A 20,769-nucleotide genomic window follows, 5' to 3' on the forward strand; every position below is an offset into this window, starting at 1 on the left:
GCGCAGAAGTCCTTTTCGCGCTTTGATTCCGAGGGCCAACGGCGTATAGCGGCCTTGCACGACGGCCGTCGCGACAATCTGGAAATCGCCCCCAACCTGTGGGCTGGCGTCGGCCTGGTGCGTGGCGGTGCCGGCACGGCGTTGGTGGGCAACCCTCAGGAAGTCGCTGAGCGCATCAAGGAATACGCCGACCTGGGCATCGAGAGTTTCATCTTCTCCGGTTACCCGCATCTGGAAGAAGCCTATCGCTTCGCCGAACTGGTTTTCCCGCTGCTGCCGGAACCGTATCGCAGCCTGGCCGGACGCGGCATCACTAACCTGACCGGACCGTTCGGCGAAATGATCGCCAACGATCTGCCGCCGCAGAAGTGAACCCTATGCAGTTACTGACGTTGCCGCCCAACCCGGCGCTGGCCACCTCGATTCGTGCCACCGCGCAGGTGTTCGAAGACCCAAAATCCAAAGCCCTGCTGGCACATTTGCAGCAGGTGGCGCCGAGTGATGCCAGCGTCCTGATCATTGGCGAAACCGGCACCGGTAAGGAATTAGTGGCGCGGCATATCCACAATCTGAGCGAGCGGCGTAATCAGCCTTTCGTTGCGGTGAATTGCGGGGCTTTTTCCGAATCGCTGGTAGAGGCCGAACTGTTCGGCCATGAAAAAGGTGCCTTCACCGGCGCCCTCGGTGCCAAGGCGGGCTGGTTCGAAGAAGCCAACGGCGGCACCTTGTTCCTCGATGAGATCGGCGATTTGCCGATGCCGATCCAGGTCAAGTTGCTGCGCGTGCTGCAAGAACGCGAAGTGGTGCGTCTGGGTTCGCGCAAAAGCATCCCGATCAACGTCCGGGTGCTGGCGGCGACTAATGTGCAGCTGGAAAAGGCCATCAACGCCGGACATTTCCGCGAGGATCTGTATTACCGGCTGGATGTAGTCAATCTGGAACTGCAACCGCTGCGCGAACGTCCCGGCGACATCCTGCCGCTGACCCGGCATTTCATCGAGGCTTACAGCCGACGCCTTGGCTACGGTTCAATTCGTTTGAGCAGCGAAGCCGAGCAAAAACTCAAAAGCTACAGCTGGCCAGGCAACATTCGTGAACTGGAAAACGTCATCCATCACACCTTGCTGGTGTGTCGCGATGGCGTGATTCAGCGTGACGACCTGCGCTTGTCCAATCTGCGTATCGAACGTCAGGAAGACTCAGCTGCCATTGACGACTCGGCTGAAGCCCTGCTGAACCGGGCGTTCCAGAAGCTGTTCGAAGAACAGGCCGGCGCGCTGCATGAAAAAGTCGAGGACGCGTTACTGCGCGCCGCCTATCGTTTCAGCCACTGCAATCAGGTGCACACCGCCGCATTGCTGGGCCTGAGCCGCAACGTCACCCGCACGCGCCTGATCAATATCGGCGAATTGGCCGTTAACAAACGCCGCCCCGGTGAAAACCTGCAAGGTGATCGTTTGATGCAGCTCTCGGTCTGACCTGCGCCCTGGCCTAGCGCGTCGGGGTGACACCGCCCAGCACTTGATAAGCGTTGAAGTTGACTGCGCTGACACGGTGTTCGCGCAGGAACGCCGTGAAGTCCTGCTCGGCGTTGCGCAAGGCTTCTTCACTGGCCGTCCTTGATTGCCACAACACCTGATTGAGCACGCGCCGCCCGTCGTCGCTGGCCTGCACCGTTGCGCTGATAAAGCCCGGATAGGTGCAGGTGAAACGCTCGACCTGATCGAGCAGCGCCGTGACCAATGCCGCCTGCTGGCGCGGGTCGGTGGTGAACTCGATGAGCTGATTGACCAGGCGGTAACTCACAGGTTGCGTCATGTCATTTCTCCACTGTCTTGACCAGGGTCGGTTGCGAACTCAGGCCTCGAAGGGTAAAACCTCTAGCTAACTAGAGGTCAAGCAGCAAATCGCAATGAACGATGCCGAGCAAAAAAAACCTAATCGACAACTGACCGTCGGCCAACTGGCGACCCGCAGCGGCGTGGCCGTGACGGCGTTGCACTTTTACGAAAGCAAAGGCCTGATCAGCAGTCAGCGCAATGCCGGCAACCAGCGGCGTTATCCCCGGGAAATGCTGCGGCGCGTGGCGTTGATCAAGGTGGCCCAGCGTTTGGGGCTGCCGTTGGCCAGCATCCACGCGGCCTTGCAAACCTTGCCCGAAGGCCGCACACCCACTGCCGCCGACTGGCAAAAGCTGTCCGCTCAGTGGAAAGCCGAACTGGATGACCGGATCAATCGACTCACCGCGTTACGCGACCAGCTCACCGGGTGCATTGGTTGCGGTTGCCTGTCGATGGACGCCTGCCCGCTGCGCAACTGGGGGGATAAGCTGGGCGAACAAGGATCGGGGCCGCAGTTGCTTTAAACCTGAGGGAGCCAACTTGTTGGCGAAGCGTTAATCCTGCGTCCCGGTAAATATCGTCTCGCGAACAAGTTCGCTCCTTGTATGTTGCCAGCGCGAATCAGTCAGGCATCATTTGTTTTGGCGCCGCGCTTTGAATCGAGTGGCACCAACAGTATTTGCGGCTCGGCTTAATCAGGTTTCGCCCTGACGGTCGACCCCCTTTGTTTCGGCAAAGGGGGGAAACCATTCTGCGCTGACGTCCGGCCCCCGCTTCGCGGCGGTTCCTTCGCTCCGGTGCCGTGGTGGGGCGACGCGCCGACGGGCCATCCTTGGCCCAACGGCGCTCGCTCGGCATCCATGCCGAGCGCACCCCACCACGACACCTACGCTCAGCCTCCCGACGCGCGTTTGGCGGTGTCTGCCAAATCGCGGCACGGAAAAGCGAAAATCAAAAGCTGAAGTCTCGGTTTCGTTGGAGCGAGGCTTGCCCGCGAAGGCGTCAACTTAGCCAGCGAAAATGTCGGCCGATAGACCCATTCGCGGGCAAGCCTCGCTCCAACAGAACCGGGATAAATCCGGTTCACTGAACACCGCAGAACCCCTGTGGGAGCGGACTTGTCCGCGAATCAATGTTTCAGGCGCTAAATCTATTTCGGATGTACCGACCCTTCGCAAATCGATTCGTCCAAAAGGGTCGTGCTACTCCTAGGCTCCAATACCTTGCAACAGAGTATCTACAGAGCGATATTCGTCCGCACGTTAAAACCCCGCCAGCCGCGCTGCCAGGGCTTTGGCTTGCAGGGCGACGTCGGTGACTGCGGTGCTTTCCCACCACATACCGCGCAATGGCGGGCCCATGGCGAACAGTCGCGAGGATATTTGCCCTTGCGCATCGAGCACCGCGCCACCCAGGTCCGCAGCGATGCCCAATGCCAGCGGCCCCGGCTGAATCAGCCCGCGCGCCAGCAACTGTCGGGGCAGCGGGCGGTCGACCCGGCGCCAGTCGTATTCAATGCCCGTTGAGTTAATCAGCGCATCCCCCGTCACCAGCGACGCCTCCTGTTCACCGCGCCGACGAATGCGAATCTGCAGCTGACCCGAAGGCAGCGTTTCAAAGCCTTGCAACGAAGCGGCCTGGATGGTCACGCGCCCCTGGTTGATCAATTGGCTAAGCAATGCGGCGCTGGGCGGTGGCGAACGGTGATGATGGCTTTCCCACCATGGCCGCACATGTCGTACGAATTGGCGACGCTGCACGTCGGTAGCCTGATTCCAAAGCCGTCCGATGTTGGCTCGCACTGTGTCCAGCGGCGCTTGCCAGTCGATACCATTTTCTATAGCCAGCTCACACTGTTCACGTAACGCGCGCACCAACTGTCGAGTACTGCGAATGCGGTGGTCTTCGGCGAGAAAGTCCACCCAGGTCGTCGGTTGCCGACGCACATGGGGCAGCAGCCCGTGGCGCGAGAATATTTCAATAGGGCCGCGATGGCCGGCCTGCTGCAACGACACCACCGCATCGACCATGGTCAGACCCGAACCGATGATCAATACCCGCGATTGAGGATCGAGCTGGCGCATGGCGCTGACATCCCAAGGGTCGACGGCCGCTGCGTTGAGCCCGCTGGACTGACGTTGCGGGGTGCGCGCAGCGGCATACATGCCGGTCGCCAGCACGGCATGTTGACCAGAGAGTTGCTGACCGTCGGCGAGGCTGATTGTCACTCCGGTTTCACTGACTTGCAGATCCACCACTTCACCGCGCACATGCTCGGCCGCCGAACCCCGGCTTGCCCCAAGCGCACGGGCTTGCGCCAGACGCTGCTGCACATACAGGCCAAAAATGCCCCGCGGCGGGAACAACTCGGCAATCGGCACGTGCTGCTGATCGGATTCAGGCCAACCACCACCAGCGATAAAATCTGTCAGCCATTGAGTCAGGTCATCGGCATTGTCGGGATCGACGCTCATCCGCGCCGCATTGCCGTTGAGCGTATGGCCCAGTTCCGTGGCGCTGTAGGCTTCGCCTCGGCCCAACTCTTCCCGTGGTTCGACAATCAGGATGCGTCGCGTACCTGGCAGGCGCAGCAGTTGCACGGCGAGCATGCTGCCGCTCAAGCCGCCGCCGACCACCAGAATGTCGGCACTGCGAGAAAGGTCAACGGTTTGCTGAATCGGGGAGATCATTGGGGTTTTACCTTTGAAGGGCCGCGCTCGGGCTGGCGTCGATCCAGATGACAGTGCACAGGCCGTGCCCGCCCCTGGAAATGAGTTGAACGCCGCTATCAACGCAAGAATAACCTCGCGTCGGGATTTGCAAAGTAGTCATTGGTACACAAACTGTTGATCTGCTGTAGCGGGGCAAACAGTTGTTGTAGTTAGCGCTACAGCACGACGTTGCGCACAAAGCGCACGGTAACCTCGCCTTCATTTCGATAGCTGTGGACCTGGTTGCTGGCAAACATGAAGAACTCACCCGGGCCGACTTGCCGCACCTCGTCGGTCAGATTGATGGTCAAGTGGCCATGCACGACATACACCTGCTCGCTCCAGCCATCCGGGTCCGCTTCAGACTCATAGACTTCGCCGGGTTCCAGAGAGAATTCCCACAGTTCCACTTCGCGCCGGGCGGTGGCTTTGGCCAGCAGCACCGCACGACTGCCAGGGATCGAACCTGCCCAGGCAACTTCGTTGATGCGGCTGGGATCACGTCCTTCCGGCGCCTGAATCAGATCACTGAAAGCAACATCCAGCGCTTCGGCGACCCGGTCCAGCGTTGCGAGGCTGACGTTTTTCTCCCCCGCTTCAATCGCCACCAACATGCGCCGACTGACCCCGGATTTTTCCGCCAGCGCGGTCTGGCTGAAGTCCAGCGCATTACGCAGGCGGCGCACATTTTGACTGACGTGTTGCAGCACGGGTGCGCGTTGGGAATGGTCGTCATTCACTATCATTTGCTCTCTTGACCTGATTGCGCAGTATACTGCGCACCTTTTGACGCATGATGCGTTGTGCCTTTGCGATACGCAAGGCGATCAAGCCCGGTGAAAGCATGAAGTCTACCCTGATGAAGCCCCGATTCAGCAAAGCGGAAATGGTATTGGTGCTGATCACCTTGATCTGGGGCGGGACATTCCTGCTCGTGCAACATGCCATGACCGTCAGTGGACCGATGTTTTTCGTCGGCCTGCGCTTTGCTGCCGCCGCCTTGATCGTCGCGTCGTTCTCATTGAATGTCATGCGCGAGCTGACCCTGATCGAACTCAAGGCGGGCGTCGCCATCGGTGCGGCGATCATGCTCGGTTACGGCTTGCAGACCATGGGCCTGCAGACCATTCCCAGCAGTCAATCCGCATTCATCACGGCGCTGTACGTGCCATTCGTACCGCTGTTGCAGTGGCTGGTACTCGGGCGGCGACCGGGATTGATGCCCAGCATCGGCATCGCCCTGGCGTTTGCCGGTCTGATGCTGCTGTCAGGCCCCGACGGTGCGTCGTTGCAGTTCAGCTCCGGGGAGATCGCCACGGTGGTGAGCGCCATCGCCATCGCGGCCGAGATTATTCTGATCAGCGCATACGGCGGCAAGGTCGATGTACGCCGGGTCACCGTGGTGCAACTGGCTACCGCGTCGCTGCTGTCGTTTCTGATGGTGGTGCCCACGGGTGAACGCCTGCCGGATTTCTCCTGGCTGCTGGTGATCAGCGCCATAGGCCTGGGCGCGATGAGTGCAGTGATTCAAGTGGCGATGAACTGGGCGCAACGCACCGTCTCGCCAACCCGCGCTACGGTGATTTATGCGGGCGAACCGGTCTGGGCCGGCATCTTCGGCCGCCTGGCCGGTGAGCGTTTGCCAGGCATCGCCTTGCTCGGCGCGGCATTGATCGTCGCCGGCGTGATCGTCAGCGAAATGAAAGGCCGTGGCAAACCAGCCACCCAGCAGCAACCTGAAGAGGAACGTCTGAACGAAGCAGATTGATGTAATTATCTGCCTTCTCGACTTGCGAAAATGTTTAATTTGTTCGCCGCAATGAGTTGCAGCCTACAAATCTTGTAGGATTCTGCGACACCTTGGCGGTTGGTGATGCCGGGGCCAGCACGTATGATCCTTGACATTTCCCCGCAGATTAGAAGCCTATGTCCCTGATAGTTCTACTGCTTCTGCCGTTTATTGGCAGCTGTCTGGCGGCACTTTTGCCGCACAACGCCCGCAATGCTGAATCTATTCTTGCCGGAGTGGTTGCACTGACCGGCGCAATTCAGGTGGCCTTGTGGTACCCGCAAATCGTTGATGGCGGCGTGATTCGCGAAGAATTCTTCTGGCTGCCGAGCCTGGGCCTGAATTTCGCCCTGCGCATGGACGGCTTCGCATGGCTATTCTCGATGCTGGTGCTGGGCATCGGTACGCTGGTTTCCCTGTATGCCCGTTACTACATGTCGCCGGATGATCCGGTGCCGCGCTTCTTCGCGTTTTTCCTGGCATTCATGGGCGCCATGCTCGGTCTGGTGATGTCGGGCAACCTGATTCAGATCGTGTTTTTCTGGGAACTGACCAGCGTTTTCTCATTCTTGCTGATCGGTTACTGGCACCACCGCGCCGACGCACGTCGCGGCGCTTATATGGCACTGATGGTCACCGGCGCCGGCGGCCTGGCGTTGCTGGTCGGCATGATACTGCTCGGTCATGTGGTGGGCAGCTACGACCTGGACCGGGTGCTGGCCTCCGGCGAAATGATTCGCGCCCATGCGCTGTATCCCGTACTGCTGACGCTGATTCTGATTGGCGCCTTGAGCAAGAGCGCGCAATTTCCGTTTCACTTCTGGCTGCCCCATGCCATGGCAGCGCCGACGCCGGTTTCCGCGTATCTGCATTCGGCAACCATGGTCAAGGCCGGGGTCTTCCTGCTGGCGCGGTTCTGGCCGGCGTTGTCCGGTAGCGAGCAATGGTTCTGGATCGTCAGTGGTGCAGGCGCCTGCACGCTGATTCTCGGCGCGTATTCGGCGATCTTCCAGAACGATCTCAAGGGTTTGCTCGCCTATTCGACCATCAGTCACCTGGGCCTGATCACCTTGCTGCTGGGCCTCAACAGTCCACTGGCGGCGGTGGCGGCGGTGTTCCACATTCTCAACCACGCCACGTTCAAAGCCTCGTTGTTCATGGCGGCGGGCATCATCGACCACGAAAGTGGTACGCGGGATATACGTAAGCTCAGCGGCCTGATCACCTTGATTCCCTACACCGCGACGCTGGCCATGGTCGCCAGTGCGTCCATGGCCGGGGTTCCGCTGCTCAACGGCTTTCTGTCCAAGGAAATGTTCTTCGCCGAAACGGTGTTCATTTCCTCTTCCGCCTGGGTCGAGATGGCGCTGCCGATAATCGCGACCATCGCGGGTGTGTTCAGTGTGGCGTACTCCCTGCGCTTTACCGTGGATGTATTTTTCGGTCCCAAGGCCACCGATCTGCCGCATACGCCCCATGAGCCACCGCGCTGGATGCGGGCGCCGGTCGAGTTTCTGGTTCTGGCCTGCCTGATTGTCGGGATCTTCCCCACGCATTCTGTCGGCCCATTGCTGGCGGCAGCTGCCCAACCGGTAGTGGGCGGCACGCTGCCTGAATACAGCCTGGCGATCTGGCATGGCTGGAACGCACCGATGATCATGAGCCTGATCGCCATGGTCGGCGGCATCGCCTTGTATCTGCTGTTGCGCCCCTCATTCAAGCAGCACCGCTTCGCCGGCCCGCCGCTGGTCAATCGCCTTAATGGCAAGCGCCTGTTCGAGCGTTCGCTGGTCATACTGACCCGCTGGGCACGGCGCTTCGAGCGGCAGATCAGCACCCGTCGCCTGCAACCGCAGCTATTCCTGTTGGTATTGGCGGCGTTGGTCGGTGGCTTCATACCGATGTATTTCAGCGGCCTGACCTGGGGTGATCGACCGAAAATCCCTGGCTCCGGGGTGTTCGTCACGTTATGGCTGATCGCAATCGCCTGCGCACTCGGCGCTGCATGGCAGGGTAAATATCACCGCCTGGCCGCGGTGATCATGGTCAGCGTCTGCGGCTTGATGACCTGTATTACCTTTGTCTGGTTCTCTGCACCGGATCTGGCCCTGACCCAACTGGTGGTGGAAGTGGTCACCTCGGTGCTGATTCTGCTCGGCCTGCGCTGGCTGCCACGCCGTAACGAGGATGTGGCGCCGCTGGTCAGTACTCGCACGCGAGCCAGAGCGCGTCGCGTTCGCGACCTGATTCTCTCGACAATGGTCGGCGGCGGCATGGCGCTGTTGTCCTACGCCATGCTGACCCGCGCCACGCCGAATGTGATTTCCTCGTTCTACCTCAGTCGGGCGATTCCGGAAGGCGGCGGCAGCAACGTGGTCAACGTGATGCTGGTGGATTTCCGTGGTTTCGATACCTTCGGTGAAATCACCGTGCTGGCCGCCGTGGCGCTGACCGTGTTTGCCCTGCTGCGCCGCTTCCGCCCGCCGAAAGAAAGCATTCCCTTACCTGCCCAACAGCGTCAGTTGGCCCGGGATGTGGTCACCGATCTGGTCAACCCGCGCAGCGCCAGCGATACCGCGCTGGGTTTCATGATGGTGCCCGCCGTGCTGGTGCGTCTGCTGCTGCCAATTGCTTTCGTGGTGTCCATGTATCTGTTCATGCGCGGACACAATCAACCGGGCGGCGGTTTTGTTGCCGGGCTGGTGATGTCGGTGGCGTTTATCCTGCAATACATGGTTGCCGGAACGCAGTGGGTCGAAGCGCAGATGCGCCTGCGGCCGTTGCGCTGGATGGGCACGGGCTTCCTGTTTGCGATCATGACTGGCCTGGGCTCGATGCTGCTGGGTTACCCGTTCATGACCACCCACACCGCGCACCTGAATCTGCCGTGGCTGGGCGATATTCACGTGGCCAGCGCGCTGTTTTTCGACATCGGGGTGTACGCCGTCGTGGTGGGCTCGACCTTGCTGATTCTCACTGCACTGGCGCACCAATCAGTGCGTAGCCATCGCCCGACGTCGCTGCCCAAACCCGTGCCCACCCCCGTCGCTGAACAAGGAACCGTCTGATGGAAGAAGTCATCGCAATTGCCATCGGCGTTCTCGTGGCCTCCGGCGTCTGGTTAATCCTGCGCCCCCGAACCTTTCAGGTGGTGATGGGCCTGTGCTTGCTGTCGTATGGCGTCAATCTGTTCATTTTCAGTATGGGCAGCTTGTTTATCGGCCGTGAGCCGATCATCAAGGACGGCGTGCCGCAAGACTTGCTGCACTACACCGATCCATTGCCGCAGGCGTTGGTGTTGACGGCCATCGTCATCAGCTTCGCCATGACCGCGTTGTTTCTGGTGCTGCTGCTGGCGTCGCGCGGCTTGACCGGCACCGACCATGTGGACGGCCGGGAGCCTAAAGAATGACGTGGATGAATCAACTGATCGTCGCGCCGATCCTGCTGCCGTTGCTGACGGCGGCGATCATGCTCTGGCTCGGCGAAAAGCACCGTCCGCTCAAAGGCCGAATCAATCTGTTTTCCAGCGTGCTAGGCCTGGGCATCTCCATCGCGCTGTTCATCTGGGTCCAGAAAAGCGGCACCACCGGCTCGATCGGCGTGTACCTGCCGGGCAACTGGGAAGTGCCATTTGGCATAGTTCTGGTGGTGGACCATCTGTCGGCGCTGATGCTGGTGCTGACCGGCATCGTGGGTGTCTGCGCCCTGCTGTTCGCCCTGGCGCGCTGGGATCGAGCCGGTGCCAGCTTCCACGCGCTGTTCCAGATTCAGCTGATGGGTCTGTATGGTGCGTTTCTGACGGCGGACCTCTTCAACCTGTTCGTATTCTTCGAGGTCTTGCTCGCAGCGTCCTACGGCCTGATGTTGCATGGTTCAGGACGGGCGCGGGTCTCGGCCGGCCTGCATTACATCGCAATCAACCTGCTGGCGTCGTCGTTGTTCCTGATTGGTGCCGCATTGATTTACGGCGTGACCGGGACGCTGAACATGGCTGACCTGGCCATGAAAATCCCGCAGGTTCCGGAAGCGGACCTTGGGTTACTGCACGCTGGCGCGGCGATTCTTGCGGTGGCGTTTCTGGCCAAGGCGGGCATGTGGCCGCTCAATTTCTGGCTGGTTCCGGCCTACTCGGCGGCCAGCGCACCGGTCGCAGCGATGTTCGCGATCATGACCAAGGTCGGCATCTATACCTTGCTGCGCTTGTGGACCCTGCTGTTTTCCGGACAGGCCGGAGCCTCGGCCTTGTTCGGCGGCGACTGGCTGATCTACGGCGGCATGGCGACGATTTTCACCGCCGCCGTATCGATCATTGCTGCCCAGCGCCTGGAGCGTATGGCCGGTCTGAGCATTCTGGTGTCGGCGGGCATTCTGCTGGCGGCCATCGGCTTCGCCCAACCAAGTCTGACCGCCGGGGCGCTGTTCTATCTGGTCAGCTCGACCCTGGCCTTGAGCGCGCTATTCCTGCTAGCCGAATTGATCGAGCGCTCCCGCTCAGCCAATGAAATCCCGCTGGACGACGACGCCGACCAGTTGCCGCGAACCATGGAATCCCTGCATCCGCCGCCAGGCACCAATCTGGATGACCAGCAAAAAGCCGTGGTCGGTCAGGTTATCCCGATGACCGTGGCGTTTCTGGGTTTGAGTTTCATCGTTTCGGCGCTGCTGATTATCGGCATGCCGCCGCTGTCAGGCTTCATCGGCAAGCTGGCACTGCTCAGCGCCCTGCTCAATCCGTTCGGGCTCGATGTTGCCCAGAACGAAGCGATTGCCACGCGCACCTGGGTGTTCACTGGCCTGCTGATTTTCTCTGGGCTGGCCTCGTTGCTGGCGTTTTCCCGGATCGGTATCCAGCGCTTCTGGACGCCAAAAGAGCAACCGGCACCGCTGCTGCGGCGCTTCGAATGTTTGCCTATCGTGATTTTGCTGGGCCTCTGCGTTGCCCTGACGTTCCAGGCTGAGCCGCTGCTGCGCTACACCCAGGACACCGCTGCGGCGCTGCATGAGCCCAAGCAATATATCCAGTCGGTCATGGCTACTCGCCCGCTGCCGGGCCCGGTCAGTGACTCGGCAATATCGGCGGTGCAACCATGAAGCGCCTGTTTCCGGCTCCGCTGTTTTCTGTGGTATTGGCCGTGTTGTGGCTGGTCCTGAACCTGTCGATCAGCCCGGGCAATTTGTTGTTGGCGATTCTGTTCGGCGTGCTTGCCCCGCTGTTGATGGCCCCGCTGCGCCCGCTACCCGTGCGGATTCGCAAGCCAGGCACAATCCTCAAGCTGTTTTTTCTGGTGGGTCGTGATGTGCTGGTTTCCAACGTCCAGGTGGGCTGGACGGTCTGGAACGCCAAGCGCAGGCCGCCGCGTTCCGCCTTCGTCAAGGTGCCGCTGGACCTGCGCGACGCCAACGGGCTGGCTGCGTTGTCGATGATCACCACCGTGGTTCCCGGCACCGTGTGGTCCGAGTTGGCGCTGGACCGCAGCGTGTTGCTGATGCACGTTTTCGACCTGGACGATGAAGCCCGCTTCATCGAGCATTTCAAGACCGCTTACGAGCGCCCGTTGATGGAGATTTTCCAATGAGTGCCTTGCTCGGCAATGCCATTCTGGCCAGTCTGCTGATCTTTGCGCTGGCCATGGTCCTGACGCTGGTTCGCCTGTTCAAAGGCCCGTCGGCGCAGGATCGGGTTCTGGCCCTGGACTATCTGTACATCATCGCCATGTTGATGATGCTGGTGCTTGGCATCCGCTACGCCAGCGACACCTATTTCGAAGCAGCGCTGTTGATTGCCCTGTTCGGCTTTGTCGGTTCGTTCGCCCTGGCCAAATTCCTGCTGCGCGGCGAGGTGATCGAATGAATTCCCCTGTGGTTCTACCGTTTTGGGTCGAAGTTCTGACCGCCGTGTTGTTGATCGTCAGCAGCCTGTTTGCGCTGACCGGCGCACTTGGGTTGCTGCGCATGAAGGATTTTTTCCAGCGCATGCACCCGCCCGCGCTGGCATCGACGCTGGGCGCCTGGTGCGTGGCGCTGGCCTCGATCGTCTATTTTTCGGCGCTAAAGTCCGGGCCGGTGATCCATGCCTGGCTGATTCCGGTACTGCTGGCAATCACGGTGCCGGTGACGACCCTGCTGCTGGCGCGCACGGCACTGTTCCGCAAGCGCATGGCGAAGGAAGATGTACCACCGGAAGTCAGCAGCGGTCAGTCAGGGGATTCGGGCGGTAGCTGAGCGGCCATCGAAGCGGCCGCCGGTTTTCCAGCCCTTCAGCGATTTACTCGCTGGCCTTGAAAACCAGTTCGCCCTTGCGCCATTTGGCGGCCTTGGCGACTGCGGCTTTCAGAGTCTTGGTGAGCGCGCCCTGCAGCTGATCGTTGGCGGCGAAAACCATCATCACACCATGGCCTTCCTTGAACACGATGCCATGGCCTTCGGGGATATCCACGTAGGCATATTCGCCCAGACCGTAGACGGTCAACTTGATGTCACGGAACTTCAGTTCAAACTTGCCGCCTTCGCGACTGGGCAATACTGCGGCACGGAAATGATCGCCGACCTTGAGTTCCAGGCGGGGTTTGTCATCCACCACCAGAGCGCTCTCGGTATCGATCTCGGCAATGTAAATCCCTTCAGCGGATTGCTCGGTGACATACACAAATCGAGATTGGAACTGCTTGACCAACTTTGCGCGTAGGTCACCCAGTACGAATAGAGCGTGCGTATCCAGACTAGTTACTGCCAATGTGTAAACCCCCAACATGAAAATGATCCCGCCCGAGCAGAATCGGGCGATCAAAAAAGTACTTCTTTTCCTTTCTACCGCATTGAGCGGGCAAGTCCTTTGCCTGGCGTTGAGGCATTCGCGGCCACGGTGTGACGCAAGGAAGCCATCGCTGGCGCTACGGGGCAGAAGGAAATCGACAATACCGACGCGCTTTCAGCGCTGGCACGAAGGGGATTCTACCGGCTCCGGATGCCTGCGGGATATATCCCTTTCACTTGCAACAGCATCATGGGCGGTTTCCGACGCGATCAAGACCGAAATAACCCATCCCGCGAAGACAAATCCTACTTTTCAATCTCAATCCGCAACCGGTCATTCGTCATTGCCACTACTTAAAGACGCCTGTACAGGCCAACAACTGCCATACTCGCGCAAATCAAAAAAAATCAGACCTTGCGTCCATTCACCTTGGTCGCAAGCGGCTCGTCATCCATGGGAAGGTAATAAGTGACTGAATTTGATATTGGCGAGTTCTTTATCTGGGGTGAGTCCAGAGAAATAGAAGGTGAGTTTCAGGCCGTCATTGTCATGCGGGCAAAAGAAGGCAAGCAGGCGATTACCTGGCATCAGGTTGAAAAAGACCGTTGGTTCAAGACTGCCGAGGTTGCCGCCATCGCCGCCAGGGAAGCAGCAGAAGCGTTGAAAACTGCTGTTGATCAAGGCGCCTTGAGCGTTTAGCCGCCATCTGCAGCAGCCCGGACTCGCCGGTTCATCGGTTCGAACTCTTACGCCGCTTCAGCACTCTGATACATGACGAAGGCTCAAGAGAGCACTGACCAACAGGGTTTAGTACCCGCCGAGGAGATAACATGGAACTGACCACACCGACGCTGGCGACACTTTTCAAACAACTGGGTCTGGATTCCGACCAGGCGAGTATCGATGCGTTCGTGCTAGCCCATCAGCTGCCCGAAGACGTGAAGCTGTCCGAGGCTGAATTCTGGACGCCGGAGCAGGCACAGTTCCTCAAGGAAGAATTACGCGAGGACGCTTACTGGGCGCCTGTCGTCGACGAGCTGAATGTATTGCTGCATACACCCGCGTAACTACGCCGGCCCCGTAGGACCGGCTTCAGCCGGGAGGGCGCAAGGTCTTACGGCACAACTGCTGCCAATGTACCGGCCTCCTCCCGGCTAAAGCCGGTCCTACGTTCCAATTCAGATGGTTGTATGACGAGGATCGAGACGATGTTTGCAGATCCTTAACCCGGCATTTCGACATTGGGATGCCGCACCCGACCTCCGCGTGCCGGGGCATGCACGAATAACGCCTCGTTCAGTTGGCCGGTGCCGCGAATGGCAGCCTCCCAATGTGCCGAACGATGTATGTAACGTCGGCGCAATAACTGTTCCTCTCGTTTATCCAATGTATAAATTCCGTTTTTTGCATAGCCCGTCAGTTTTTGCGCAATGCGTTGCAGTTCCGGCGGCAGATTGAATGCATCGCTGACCGGAATCGGCTCCAGCGGAACCTCCTCGGCGCAGGCCAGCCCGTGCATGACGCGCAAATGCACCAGGGAAAGATGCCCGAATACCTTGCGCCGCAAGCACACTGCGGCCATCACCGACTTGACGTTGAGCTTGTTGCAGGACTTCATCAGCATCGTCTGCTCGCACACCACTGATAGCGACGCCTCACTGTCCAGCGGATCGACCAGTTCGCTGGCGTCCAGTGCTTGCAGGTCCCAGTACGCCTTGCGCCATGCGCCGGTCAACTCAGACGGCGTGTCACACCCCACCACGCTCCAGCGCGGGCGAGTCAGTAGCACTCGCTCCTGCATTTGTGGGTGATAACCGCCACCGATATCTGAATGCGCCCCCGGCAGCAGAATTTCCCGCTGCCAGTGAGGTGCGACGCTATTGAGGGCGAAATTGCGCCGCAACTCATCGCGCGCCACCAGATGCACGACATGTTCGACAGAGCCCGGCGGCAGGTACAAATTGACGTTTCGATTGCTGGCGTCCCTGACATTGCCCAGATCCTTGAAGCCGCCGATGGCCGCCACCGTGTCGAACAAGCCGACAAACTTGATTCCAACGCTGCCGTTGCCCCAGGAGAATTCCGGGCTCAGCGGAACCTTGCGCTGATTGAGCGCGGGTTCAAGACTGCCCTTTTCCTGTTTGAGTACCTCGTTGATGAAGTGCCGGGCTGCTGCCGCGCCGCGACTGAAGCCAAATACATCGAATTCCAACGCACCGATAACGCAGTCGGGGTTATCCCGTGAAAAGCCCTTGAGCCGCTCGCCTATTTTTTGCATGGCGCGAGCGACCTTTGCCACGACCCCGGTCGGCCCGCGACCGAATGTCTGTCCCGGCCAGAAAGAATCGCGCCCACCGGAAATCGTCCCCGCACCGCTGATATAGACCGGCCAATAGACATTCAGGCCTGCGCCGTTATTAATGGCTTTGGCCTGCAAGCGATAAAGCCCGGCTAGCCTGGCGATATTACTCAAATCATTGGCGTAACTACTGCCGGGCTCATCGTGACGCCCTTTACATTCGCGAATATGCGCCTTGTTGTTTATTTCAACCATCGCCCGACAATCCGCGCCGATCTGGCTGTTTACCCTGTTATTACCTGTTCCATCAAAGAAAACTCCAATACGGACAGTGACACTGAGCATAGCTGTACCGGGCGTATCGGACGATGTGTTTACATTCCATGTATTTATCATCGGAGCATCCGTTTATAACGCGACTGAATCAAGCCGCATGAACCAATGACAAACATTGATACAATCAGCTTGCTCAGCGATACTCGACCGTCAAGGCTTACAAACAAACTCAGACTTATCCCACACACTGGATTGGCAAAGATAAACAACTTAACGATATAAATCCGACATAAAAAAAGCCGCCTATTCAGGCGACCTGTTTTTAATCACATCAAACGAACCGGAGCAAGTTGAATTGAGAAACCTGCCAATCGGTCGACGCGCGGCCGGGCAACGCAGCGTAACTCAAACGCTCAGGAGTGACGCAGCGGCAAGCCCTCCGGTTTGTAGCCCAGGCGCAAACCACCCCAATGCCGCCCCTTGACCATGATCGGAACGGACAAGTCGTGCATCAGCTCACCCGTGTCACGGGTGTAGGTCTGCAGCAATACCGCCTGTTGATGACTGCCACAGCGGATTCCCGTGCGGTCGTCAAATTTGCGCTTGCTGCGATTGCGCGCCGTATCCACGGCAATATCCCCGGTCAGCGGTTGATTGAACGCATTGTTGTGGGTGGGAACGTAGCCCTGAGGCGTACAGGCAATCGCAAACACCAGGCCGTCGTGCCGCGTCAACAGCGGTTCCTGAATCGCGGGTAGCACCTGATCGGTGTAACGATCGAAACGGGTCTGAAATTTCGCCGGTGCGGTTTTGGCAATAGGTTGGTAATTGCGATCGAACAAGTCATCGAGACTGACGCGGGCTTCATCGATATCCTGTTCGAACTTCAGCGCGATCTGACTGGCGCCCTCCTTCGCCAGGTCATAGATGCGCTGGTGATAATCATCCAGACCCACTTCTGCCAGGCGCTCGCTGATGGTTTCTGCCTGGCCCTCCATCTGCACGGCGGCATCCGCCAGTTTGCGGGTCTGGTCATCGCTGATGGCCAGGTCGCTACGCATCTGTTGCACGGCGACGAACAGGCCATCCAGCTGCTCTTGATTAGTTTGCGCGCCCAAGGCGATTTCGCTGACCTGCAGCTCAACCCCGGCGGTCAGTCGCGCGATGTTTTCCAGGTGCCGCCCCGTGAGTTCGACTTGTTCCACACCGCTGTCCAGATCGGTGGATAACTGACGTATCTGCTCGACGACCTGGCCGGTGCGCTGCTGGATGTCTGCCACCATCTGGCCAACTTCCTCCGTCGCGGTTGCGGTACGCCCGGCAAGGCCGCGCACTTCATCGGCAACCACGGCAAAGCCGCGTCCATGCTCGCCCGCGCGGGCGGCTTCGATGGCGGCATTCAGGGCCAACAGATTGGTCTGACTGGCGATGGACTGGATAACCAGGGTCACGCGCTGAATCTCTTCACTGCGCTGACTCAAGGCCTCGATCAATTCCCGGCTGCTGATGGCGCGTTTACTGAGGAGGTGCATGCGGGTGATGGATTCGCCCAGCACGCTGCGGCCCGCGTCGCTGCTTTGCCGCGCCTCGCTCGAAGCGCTCAAGGCCTGCTGACTGAGCTGCGCGGTCTGGTGTTCCGTGGCGATCATCACGTCGGCACTGGTGACGATTTTTTCCGCAGCAGACAACTGCGACTGAACCTTGCCCGCCAGTTGCCTGACGGAAAAAGCCACGCCAGCTGCCGACAATGCGTTATGGCTGGTGGTGCGGGACAAGTCTCGGGTCAGGCGAGTGATATCTGCGTTCGCGTCATACGGCGGTTCGGCAGATGGCGTGCCAGTAAAGAACAGCGGTAGCCAGATAAATACCAGGGCCAGCGGCAAGGCCGCGTAGACGGACAGTCCGGCAAACGCCAGCGCCAGCAATAACAAGCCGAACGCGATGCTTTGCAGGCCGGGCACCAGCCAGCGGGCTTTCCGGGCCGATCGGGTTTCGGTTGGCTGGTTATCCAGCGGCGTGCCGGTCAAGGATCCATTTGCGGCCATAGCCTTTACCCCGTTTGTGCTTATCGTTATTTTGTCTGCATTAAACGCCAGATAGCGGCCACACGCCATGAGTCGTTAGTTGTAAGTAATCCGCGATAGAACTCTTCCTGCTCCTGCCCGGTCGTATCTGCATACAGCGGGGCAACGGCAAGCGACACGCTCGGTCCATCGATTTTTCTGATCAAGTTGAGGCATGTCTTGAGTTCTGCAACCACCCTGGTTTCGGCTGACATTTTTATCGGCGACAGCACGATGGCGCAGCGCATGAGGGCTCATGACTGGGCTGCGACTGAATTGGGTCCCGCAGAGCATTGGCCGCAGTCGCTAAAGATGGCACTGCAGATTCTGCTCACTTCGAAGTTCGAAATGTGGCTGGGCTGGGGCGATCAAGTACATTTCTTCTATAACGATGCCTACCGCCCGACTCTCGGACAGAAGGATGCCCATGCGCTCGGGATGCCACTGCGCGAGCTATGGCCGGAGATCTGGCTGGAAGTCAAACCGCGCATCGAGGCGGTGTATCAGCAAGGCGTTGCGACCTGGGATCAGTCACTGCTGCTGATTCTGCAGCGCCATGAATACCCGGAGGAAACCTACCACAGCTTCTCCTACAGTCCACTGATCGGCGATCAGGGAAAAATCCAGGGCTTGTTCTGCGCGGTCACCGAAGACACCGACCGCGTACTCAATGAACGCCGCCTGGCGCTGCTGCGCTCAGTGGCCAGCGGGATGGCCGGTACCCGGGATCGAAGCGGTATTTTCGCCAGTCTGCAAAGCGTCCTCTCGCAACAGCCCCGTGACTTGCCGTTCAGCCTGACATTTGTTCTTGATGAGCATGGCGTGGCAACGCTGAGTGGCTGCAGCGGTTTCGACGAGCGCCATGGCGATGCCGTCCAGCAGTTGACCACGCTCGAACAATCGCACTGGACCACCTCTGGCGCGCAGCGGCCGGACCGCCTGGCGCTGCTGGACGTGACGTCTGTCGCTGCGATTCTGCCCTGTGGCGCCTGGGACCAGCCGCCCGCAGTCATGGCCATGGTTCCCCTCAAAAGCACCGATCCGCTGCACCTTAATGGCTTCATGCTGATTGGCCTGAACCCCTATCGGCCCCATGACCCGGATTACTTGAGCTTCATCGAGCTGATCGCCGGGCAAGTGGGCTCCAGCCTGACCCGTGTCGATGTGTACGAAGCCGAGCACCGTCGCGCCGAGGCACTGGCCGATGCCCTGCAAATGCGTCAGGCCGCCGCCGAGCTGTTGCACCAAGCCAATCAGCAGCTGAGCGCCGAAGTCGAACAACGCAATCAGGCCCTCGGCGAGGCGTTGGCGCAGCTCAAAAAAGAGGCCAGCGAGCGTGAAGCCATCCAGGAAGCGTTGCGCCAGTCGCAGAAAATGGAAGCCCTGGGGCAACTCACCGGAGGCATTGCGCATGATTTCAATAATCTGCTGACGGGCATCATCGGTTCGCTGGAGATGATCAGCCGCCATAGCAGCAGCGGTAAAGTTTTCGACACCCAGCGCTATATCGACGCCGCTACCCAGTCAGCCAATCGTGCCGCGACCCTCACTCATCGGCTGCTGGCGTTCTCCCGACGCCAGCCGTTGATCCCGCGCCCTACGGACGTCAATCAACTGATGCTGTCGATGGAGGACATCCTTCGACGTTCCCTGAAAGAAGACATTCGCATGCATCTGTTTGCCCACGACGAGCTGTGGCAAACCCTGTGCGATCCGCATCAACTGGAGAGCGCCCTGCTCAATCTGGTGATCAATGCCCGCGACGCCATGCCCGATGGCGGTCAGCTGACCATCGACATCGGCAATGTCACCCTGACCCGCACCGCCATTGCCAGGCAGGTCGACGCGGTGCCGGGTGATTATGTCTGCATCTGTATCCGGGACACCGGTTTTGGCATGTCGCCCGATGTACTGGCCCATGCCTTCGAACCGTTCTACACCACCAAGCCGCAAGGCCAGGGCACCGGTCTGGGTCTGTCCATGGTCTATGGCTTCGTCCGCCAGTCCGGCGGCTACGTGCGCATCGATTCCACGCAGGGAAAGGGCGCCGAAGTGCGGCTTTACCTGCCCCGCCACGATCCGGTCGAGTCGCCGCAAACCGCGCCAATGCCGGATGAGAGCTCAGCCACGGTCACTGGATTTACGGTTCTGGTGGTGGAGGACGAACAGACGGTACGGGAGTTGGTGCTGGAAGTGTTGCAGGATTTTGCCTGTGTGACGCTGCAAGCCGCAGACGGGCTGTCCGGCCTGGCGATTCTGGAAAGTGAACAGACTGTGGATCTGCTGATCAGTGATATCGGGCTGCCGGGACTGAACGGGCGACAGCTGGCTGACGCGGCACGAGTCAAGCGTCCGACTCTGCCGATTCTGCTAATGACCGGCTACGCAGAAAATGCGGCGCTCGCCAGTGGATTTCTGGAGGAAGGCATGCAAATGCTGACCAAGCCATTCACTCTTGCTGATCTGACTGGACGGATTCACGCGATGCTCGATTACCGGCAGGCGCAAACGACCGAGAAGCCTTGAGGGCTAAACCCTGAGGGCTTCTCGGCGCCGTTGTGGTCAGGCTTGACGCTGATGCTTGTCGATCTGCTCGTGACGCTCTTGCGCTTCGATGCAGTATTTGGTGGTCGGACTGATCAGCAGGCGTTTGAGGCCAATAGCCTCGCCGCTGTCGTCGCACCAGCCAAAGCTGTCATCGGCAATGCGTGCCAAAGCCATTTCCAGCTGTGGAAGCATGCGCTGATCACGATCGATCACGTTCACCAGCCAGTGACGCTCTTCCTCGACCGAGGCGGCGTCTGCAGGATCGGCAGGCGTGTCCAGGCTTTCGATAGCGATGCGGCTCTGCTCGATGCGCTCGTGGATTTCGATCTTCATGCCCTGCAACAGCTCGACGAAGAAAGCGTGCTGCTCGGCATTCATGTAGTCATCGGCCGGCATGGCCAGCAACTTTTCCTTTGTCATTGATTTCTCTATAAAAAAAACGTGCATTAAGGCGAATTAAGGAGCGGCTCAGCGTTGCCGTAAAAG

Annotated in this window: 21 protein-coding genes; 13 read left to right on the forward strand and 8 right to left on the reverse strand. The window is 59.4% G+C overall.

Features of this window, described 5'->3' with window-relative positions:
* Both AFK24_RS27380 and AFK24_RS27385 read left to right on the forward strand, forming a co-directional pair.
* A partial coding sequence (locus AFK24_RS27380) for an LLM class flavin-dependent oxidoreductase (RefSeq protein ID WP_139110585.1) occupies positions 1–372 on the forward strand: 372 nt, incomplete at its 5' end.
* Between the two features lie 5 nt (positions 373–377).
* A complete protein-coding gene (locus AFK24_RS27385) occupies positions 378–1,478 on the forward strand; it encodes a sigma-54 interaction domain-containing protein (protein WP_065836225.1) in 1,101 nt (366 codons plus the stop codon).
* Between the two features lie 13 nt (positions 1,479–1,491).
* Here the strand turns inward: AFK24_RS27385 and AFK24_RS27390 are convergent, their stop codons facing one another.
* Entirely contained in the window at positions 1,492–1,818 is a 327-nt protein-coding gene (locus AFK24_RS27390; RefSeq protein WP_065836226.1) for an antibiotic biosynthesis monooxygenase, read from the reverse strand.
* 94 nt (positions 1,819–1,912) lie between these two features.
* Between AFK24_RS27390 and soxR the strand changes: the two genes are divergently transcribed.
* The gene (soxR, locus tag AFK24_RS27395; RefSeq protein WP_065836227.1) at positions 1,913–2,365 is read left to right on the forward strand and encodes a redox-sensitive transcriptional activator SoxR; all 453 of its coding nucleotides are present in this window, start codon (positions 1,913–1,915) and stop codon (positions 2,363–2,365) included.
* A gap of 738 nt (positions 2,366–3,103) precedes the next feature.
* Here the strand turns inward: soxR and AFK24_RS27400 are convergent.
* Both AFK24_RS27400 and AFK24_RS27405 read right to left on the reverse strand, forming a co-directional pair.
* Complete coding sequence (locus AFK24_RS27400; RefSeq protein WP_065836228.1) at positions 3,104–4,531, reverse strand: FAD/NAD(P)-binding protein; 1,428 nt, start codon at positions 4,529–4,531, stop codon at positions 3,104–3,106.
* A gap of 197 nt (positions 4,532–4,728) precedes the next feature.
* A complete protein-coding gene (locus AFK24_RS27405; RefSeq protein WP_430962185.1) occupies positions 4,729–5,298 on the reverse strand; it encodes a helix-turn-helix domain-containing protein in 570 nt (189 codons plus the stop codon).
* 98 nt (positions 5,299–5,396) lie between these two features.
* On the opposite strand from AFK24_RS27405, the gene AFK24_RS27410 reads away from it, so the two are divergent.
* From AFK24_RS27410 to AFK24_RS27440, 7 genes are all read left to right on the forward strand, one after another.
* On the forward strand, positions 5,397–6,320 hold the full coding sequence (locus AFK24_RS27410; RefSeq protein WP_065836370.1) for a DMT family transporter: 924 nt from the start codon (positions 5,397–5,399) through the stop codon (positions 6,318–6,320).
* A gap of 158 nt (positions 6,321–6,478) precedes the next feature.
* A complete protein-coding gene (locus AFK24_RS27415) occupies positions 6,479–9,409 on the forward strand; it encodes a monovalent cation/H+ antiporter subunit A (RefSeq protein WP_065836229.1) in 2,931 nt (976 codons plus the stop codon).
* Positions 9,409–9,753 (forward strand): Na+/H+ antiporter subunit C, encoded by a 345-nt coding sequence (locus AFK24_RS27420; RefSeq protein ID WP_020291552.1) that lies wholly within the window; start codon positions 9,409–9,411, stop codon positions 9,751–9,753. The genes AFK24_RS27415 and AFK24_RS27420 overlap by 1 nt, the downstream gene beginning before the upstream one ends.
* On the forward strand, positions 9,750–11,435 hold the full coding sequence (locus AFK24_RS27425; RefSeq protein WP_065836230.1) for a monovalent cation/H+ antiporter subunit D: 1,686 nt from the start codon (positions 9,750–9,752) through the stop codon (positions 11,433–11,435). Before AFK24_RS27420 ends, AFK24_RS27425 begins: the two co-directional genes overlap by 4 nt.
* Positions 11,432–11,920: a Na+/H+ antiporter subunit E gene (locus AFK24_RS27430; RefSeq protein ID WP_065836231.1), complete on the forward strand. Its 489-nt coding sequence runs from the start codon at positions 11,432–11,434 to the stop codon at positions 11,918–11,920. Before AFK24_RS27425 ends, AFK24_RS27430 begins: the two co-directional genes overlap by 4 nt.
* A complete protein-coding gene (locus AFK24_RS27435) occupies positions 11,917–12,195 on the forward strand; it encodes a K+/H+ antiporter subunit F (RefSeq protein ID WP_065836232.1) in 279 nt (92 codons plus the stop codon). The genes AFK24_RS27430 and AFK24_RS27435 overlap by 4 nt, the downstream gene beginning before the upstream one ends.
* Entirely contained in the window at positions 12,192–12,566 is a 375-nt protein-coding gene (locus AFK24_RS27440; protein ID WP_065836233.1) for a Na+/H+ antiporter subunit G, read from the forward strand. The genes AFK24_RS27435 and AFK24_RS27440 overlap by 4 nt, the downstream gene beginning before the upstream one ends.
* A gap of 43 nt (positions 12,567–12,609) precedes the next feature.
* Here the strand turns inward: AFK24_RS27440 and AFK24_RS27445 are convergent, their stop codons facing one another.
* Positions 12,610–13,077 carry a hypothetical protein gene (locus AFK24_RS27445; protein ID WP_065836371.1) on the reverse strand — a complete coding sequence of 156 codons (468 nt, stop codon included), beginning with the start codon at positions 13,075–13,077 and terminating at the stop codon, positions 12,610–12,612.
* 489 nt (positions 13,078–13,566) lie between these two features.
* Here AFK24_RS27445 and AFK24_RS27450 point away from each other — a divergent pair, with 489 nt between their 5' ends.
* Both AFK24_RS27450 and AFK24_RS27455 read left to right on the forward strand, forming a co-directional pair.
* On the forward strand, positions 13,567–13,797 hold the full coding sequence (locus AFK24_RS27450; RefSeq protein WP_065836234.1) for a hypothetical protein: 231 nt from the start codon (positions 13,567–13,569) through the stop codon (positions 13,795–13,797).
* Between the two features lie 131 nt (positions 13,798–13,928).
* Positions 13,929–14,165, forward strand: coding sequence for a DUF2789 domain-containing protein (locus AFK24_RS27455; protein WP_065836235.1), 237 nt, complete (start codon positions 13,929–13,931; stop codon positions 14,163–14,165).
* Positions 14,166–14,320: 155 nt separating this feature from the next.
* Here the strand turns inward: AFK24_RS27455 and AFK24_RS27460 are convergent, their stop codons facing one another.
* From AFK24_RS27460 to AFK24_RS31285, 3 genes are all read right to left on the reverse strand, one after another.
* Positions 14,321–15,793, reverse strand: coding sequence for a T6SS phospholipase effector Tle1-like catalytic domain-containing protein (locus tag AFK24_RS27460; protein ID WP_065836236.1), 1,473 nt, complete (start codon positions 15,791–15,793; stop codon positions 14,321–14,323).
* A 293-nt stretch (positions 15,794–16,086) separates the two neighbouring features.
* Positions 16,087–17,787, reverse strand: coding sequence for a methyl-accepting chemotaxis protein (locus AFK24_RS27465; protein ID WP_430962186.1), 1,701 nt, complete (start codon positions 17,785–17,787; stop codon positions 16,087–16,089).
* Entirely contained in the window at positions 17,745–17,984 is a 240-nt protein-coding gene (locus tag AFK24_RS31285) for a hypothetical protein (RefSeq protein ID WP_065836238.1), read from the reverse strand. The genes AFK24_RS27465 and AFK24_RS31285 overlap by 43 nt, the downstream gene beginning before the upstream one ends.
* Here AFK24_RS31285 and AFK24_RS27475 point away from each other — a divergent pair.
* Positions 17,983–20,262 carry an ATP-binding protein gene (locus tag AFK24_RS27475; RefSeq protein WP_065836239.1) on the forward strand — a complete coding sequence of 760 codons (2,280 nt, stop codon included), beginning with the start codon at positions 17,983–17,985 and terminating at the stop codon, positions 20,260–20,262. The two genes, AFK24_RS31285 and AFK24_RS27475, sit on opposite strands and share 2 nt — an antisense overlap.
* Positions 20,263–20,298: 36 nt before the next feature.
* On the opposite strand, the gene AFK24_RS27480 is transcribed toward AFK24_RS27475, so the two are convergent.
* Entirely contained in the window at positions 20,299–20,703 is a 405-nt protein-coding gene (locus AFK24_RS27480) for a TraR/DksA family transcriptional regulator (protein ID WP_020291541.1), read from the reverse strand.
* Between the last annotated feature and the right edge of the window lie 66 nt (positions 20,704–20,769).

The sequence above is a fragment of the Pseudomonas syringae genome (genome assembly GCF_001698815.1).
GTDB lineage: Bacteria > Pseudomonadota > Gammaproteobacteria > Pseudomonadales > Pseudomonadaceae > Aquipseudomonas > Aquipseudomonas syringae_A.

What these genes read in the sequence shown, in the direction of transcription:
- AFK24_RS27385 (WP_065836225.1), top strand. Translation starts at nt 378, where the DNA reads ATGCAGTTACTGACGTTGCCGCCCAACCCGGCGCTGGCCACCTCGATT.
- AFK24_RS27390 (WP_065836226.1), bottom strand. Translation starts at nt 1,818, where the DNA reads ATGACGCAACCTGTGAGTTACCGCCTGGTCAATCAGCTCATCGAGTTC.
- soxR (WP_065836227.1), top strand. Translation starts at nt 1,913, where the DNA reads ATGAACGATGCCGAGCAAAAAAAACCTAATCGACAACTGACCGTCGGC.
- AFK24_RS27400 (WP_065836228.1), bottom strand. Translation starts at nt 4,531, where the DNA reads ATGATCTCCCCGATTCAGCAAACCGTTGACCTTTCTCGCAGTGCCGAC.
- AFK24_RS27405 (WP_430962185.1), bottom strand. Translation starts at nt 5,298, where the DNA reads ATGATAGTGAATGACGACCATTCCCAACGCGCACCCGTGCTGCAACAC.
- AFK24_RS27410 (WP_065836370.1), top strand. Translation starts at nt 5,397, where the DNA reads ATGAAGTCTACCCTGATGAAGCCCCGATTCAGCAAAGCGGAAATGGTA.
- AFK24_RS27415 (WP_065836229.1), top strand. Translation starts at nt 6,479, where the DNA reads ATGTCCCTGATAGTTCTACTGCTTCTGCCGTTTATTGGCAGCTGTCTG.
- AFK24_RS27420 (WP_020291552.1), top strand. Translation starts at nt 9,409, where the DNA reads ATGGAAGAAGTCATCGCAATTGCCATCGGCGTTCTCGTGGCCTCCGGC.
- AFK24_RS27425 (WP_065836230.1), top strand. Translation starts at nt 9,750, where the DNA reads ATGACGTGGATGAATCAACTGATCGTCGCGCCGATCCTGCTGCCGTTG.
- AFK24_RS27430 (WP_065836231.1), top strand. Translation starts at nt 11,432, where the DNA reads ATGAAGCGCCTGTTTCCGGCTCCGCTGTTTTCTGTGGTATTGGCCGTG.
- AFK24_RS27435 (WP_065836232.1), top strand. Translation starts at nt 11,917, where the DNA reads ATGAGTGCCTTGCTCGGCAATGCCATTCTGGCCAGTCTGCTGATCTTT.
- AFK24_RS27440 (WP_065836233.1), top strand. Translation starts at nt 12,192, where the DNA reads ATGAATTCCCCTGTGGTTCTACCGTTTTGGGTCGAAGTTCTGACCGCC.
- AFK24_RS27455 (WP_065836235.1), top strand. Translation starts at nt 13,929, where the DNA reads ATGGAACTGACCACACCGACGCTGGCGACACTTTTCAAACAACTGGGT.
- AFK24_RS27460 (WP_065836236.1), bottom strand. Translation starts at nt 15,793, where the DNA reads ATGATAAATACATGGAATGTAAACACATCGTCCGATACGCCCGGTACA.
- AFK24_RS27465 (WP_430962186.1), bottom strand. Translation starts at nt 17,787, where the DNA reads ATGGCGTGTGGCCGCTATCTGGCGTTTAATGCAGACAAAATAACGATA.
- AFK24_RS27475 (WP_065836239.1), top strand. Translation starts at nt 17,983, where the DNA reads ATGAGGGCTCATGACTGGGCTGCGACTGAATTGGGTCCCGCAGAGCAT.
- AFK24_RS31285 (WP_065836238.1), bottom strand. Translation starts at nt 17,984, where the DNA reads ATGCGCTGCGCCATCGTGCTGTCGCCGATAAAAATGTCAGCCGAAACC.
- AFK24_RS27480 (WP_020291541.1), bottom strand. Translation starts at nt 20,703, where the DNA reads ATGACAAAGGAAAAGTTGCTGGCCATGCCGGCCGATGACTACATGAAT.